The 2,784-nt window shown below is 71.4% G+C and carries 2 protein-coding genes; both read left to right on the top strand.

The features are described 5' to 3' along the window. The first annotated feature begins 170 nt into the window (after positions 1 to 170). Entirely contained in the window at positions 171 to 1,343 is a 1,173-nt protein-coding gene (locus B551_RS16020) for an MFS transporter (protein ID WP_023264526.1), read from the top strand. 255 nt (positions 1,344 to 1,598) lie between these two features. After that, positions 1,599 to 2,784: efflux RND transporter periplasmic adaptor subunit (locus B551_RS16015; RefSeq protein ID WP_023264525.1), on the top strand; the 1,186-nt coding region annotated here is incomplete at its 3' end.

Here is a 2,784-nt window from a genome sequence, read left to right as displayed (position 1 = left end):
CAATCCGAAGGCGCTGACGCCCGCGCTGGCGCGCTGACGGACCGCCCCGCCGCGGCGGACCGGATGGTCCCGGCGGCCGCGGCGGCGCCGGACCCGATCGGCGCAAAACCGCTACACTGCCGGGATTCGCGGGCGGCCCCTCTGCGCCATCTCCCCCTCGCATCCCCATCATGGATCCCAGGCTTCTGACGCTTTGCGTCGGCAATTTCGTCATCGGCACCGGCGCGATGATCGTCACCGGCATGCTGAACGACATCGCCGGCGATTTCCATTTGAGCGCCGCCACCGCCGGCCAGCTGGTCTCGGCCTTCGCGCTGGCCTGCTGCGTCGGCGCGCCGCTGTTCGCCACGCTCGGTTCGCGGATCGACCGCCGGCTGCTGCTGGTCGGCGCCCTCGCGCTCTACGGCGTCCTGCATCTGGCCTCGGCGCTGGCGCCGAACTTCGGCGCGCTGGTGGTGCTGCGCTTCGTCACGGCGATCGGCGCCGCGATCTATACCCCGCAGGCCGCGGCGACGCTGCCGCTGCTGGTCGACGCGAAGCTGCGCGGCCGGGCGATCAGCTTCGTCTTCCTCGGCTGGAGCGTGGCCAGCGTGGTCGGCGTGCCGATGGGCACCTGGATCAGCACCACGTTGGGCTGGCGCGTCAGCATGGGTGTGGTCGGCGTGATGGCGCTGGGCGTCGCGATCGCGCTGTGGCGGGTGCTGCCGCGCGGGCTGATGGTGGCGCCGGTGGGCCGCGCGGCCTGGGGCGCGGTGCTGCGCCATACGCCGCTGCTGATGGTGGTCGGCGTGACGATGGTGTCGTCGGCCGGCATGTTCACGATGTTTACCTATATCGCGCCGATGCTGCGCGACGTCCATGGCGTCAGCGGCGGCGCGCTGAGCCTGATGTTCCTGGCCTATGGCGCCTGCGGCGTGCTCGGCAACGTGGTCGCGGCCGCGCGCATGGATCGCGCCACGCCGGCCCGCGTGGTCCACGTGGCGCTGGGCACCTCGCTAGCGGCGATGCTGCTGTGGCCGCTGACCGGCGTCGGGCCGATCGCGCTGGTGCTGATCTTCATGCTGTGGGGCGTGGGCGGCTTCGCCACCAACAGCGCCCAGCAGGCGCGGCTCGTGGCCTTGGCGCCGGAGCGGGCGGCGGTGTCGATCTCGCTCAATTCCTCGTCGATCTATCTGGGCCAGGCGATCGGCGCGATGGCCGGCGCGGCGATCTACGCCACCGCCGGCGCGCAGGCGCTGCACTGGGGTGCGGCCGCGCTGATGCTCGGCGCCCTGCTGCTGTCCGCCCGTGCCCGCGCGCTCGGCTGCCGCTGGTTGCGGCGCCAGGCGCCGCAACAGGCCTGAGCGCGCCGGCCGGCCCGCCAGGTCCGTTTTCTGCTAATGTTTGATCCCTGATACAAAGACGGCCCCTCTCCTGTAATCGTTTGTAATACAGACGCGTCTGCCAACGCTTGCCAGAGATGGCGCCATGGCGGTACCACTGGGGGCGGCCCGCCGCCCACCGGTTCACAGAAGCCGGCGGTGGCCGTCCGGGCGGGCACGGCGACAAAAGGGAGCGAACACGCGCAATCACAGCGCGGCGCAGCAGAGGGTCCTCGCATGAAATCGAAGGGTATCGACCAGGCCAAAGGCTTTGTCGAAAGCAATTGGAGCCAGGCCATGGGTACCGGCAGAAGTCGTGTGTCGCCCTGGCTGGCGCTGGCATTGGTCGTGCTGCTGGCGGGGGCCGGCTGGTACGTCTGGAAGACATGGTTCGCGGCCAGGCCGCAGGCGCAGGGACCGGCCCCGGTGGCGGTGACGACCGCGCTGGCGCGCCAGGGCGACGTGCCGCTGCAGGTCAGCGTCAACGGCAACGTGACGGCGCTGTCCACCGTCGAGGTCCGCCCGCAGGTCTCCAGCACCGTCCGCACCGTCCATATCCGCGAAGGCCAGACCGTCAAGCCTGGCGATCTGCTGTTCTCGCTCGATACCCGGATGGACGAGGCCAATCTGGCCCGGGCTCGCGCGCAATTGCTGCGCGACCAGGCCGACCTGGCCGACGCCCGCCGCTCGCTGGCGCGCAGCGAGGAACTGGTCGCACGCAACTTCATCTCGCGCAGCGCGGTCGACACCGCGCGCGCCAAGGTCGATGCGCTGGAGGCCACGGTACGGGCGGACCAGGCCGCGATCGAGGCCAGCCGCGTGGCGGTCAGCTACGGCGCGATCCGCGCCACGATCGGCGGCCGCACCGGCGTGATCAACGTCTTCCCCGGCTCGCTCGTGCTGCCGACCGCGGCCCAGCCGATGGTGACGATCGCGCAGATCCAGCCGATCGCCGTCACCTTCACGCTTCCCGAACGCCAGCTCGCCGCGCTGCGCGACGCGCTGCGCGGCGGCCCGGTGCCGGTGACCGCGCAGCCGAACGACGGCAATCCCGAGCCGGTGCAAGGCCGCATCACCTTCGTCGACAACACCGTCGATCCGCAATACGGCACGATCCGCGTCAAGGCGCAGTTCGACAACGAGGCCCAGCGCCTGTGGCCGGGCACCTATGCGCGCGTCGAAGCGGTGGTGCAGACGCTGACCGGCGTGGTCTCGGTGCCGCCGCAGTCGGTGGTGACCGGACCGGAAGGCCGCTTCGTCTATGCGGTGCAGGCCGACGGCAAGGTCAGGTCGATGCCGGTCAAGATGCTGGCGGCGACCGCCGCCGCGGCGGTCGTCGAAGGCGTGCCGGCCGGCACGCGCGTGGTGGTCGAGGGCGTGCAGAACCTGCGCCCGGGCAGTGCGGTGCGCGAGGCCAGCGCAC

Origin of the sequence: Cupriavidus sp. HPC(L), assembly GCF_000307735.3 — a bacterium.
In the GTDB taxonomy this organism is placed as follows: Bacteria; Pseudomonadota; Gammaproteobacteria; order Burkholderiales; family Burkholderiaceae; genus Cupriavidus.
Note: the sequence above shows the minus strand (reverse complement) of the source record. Positions and strands in the feature narration are given on the sequence as shown.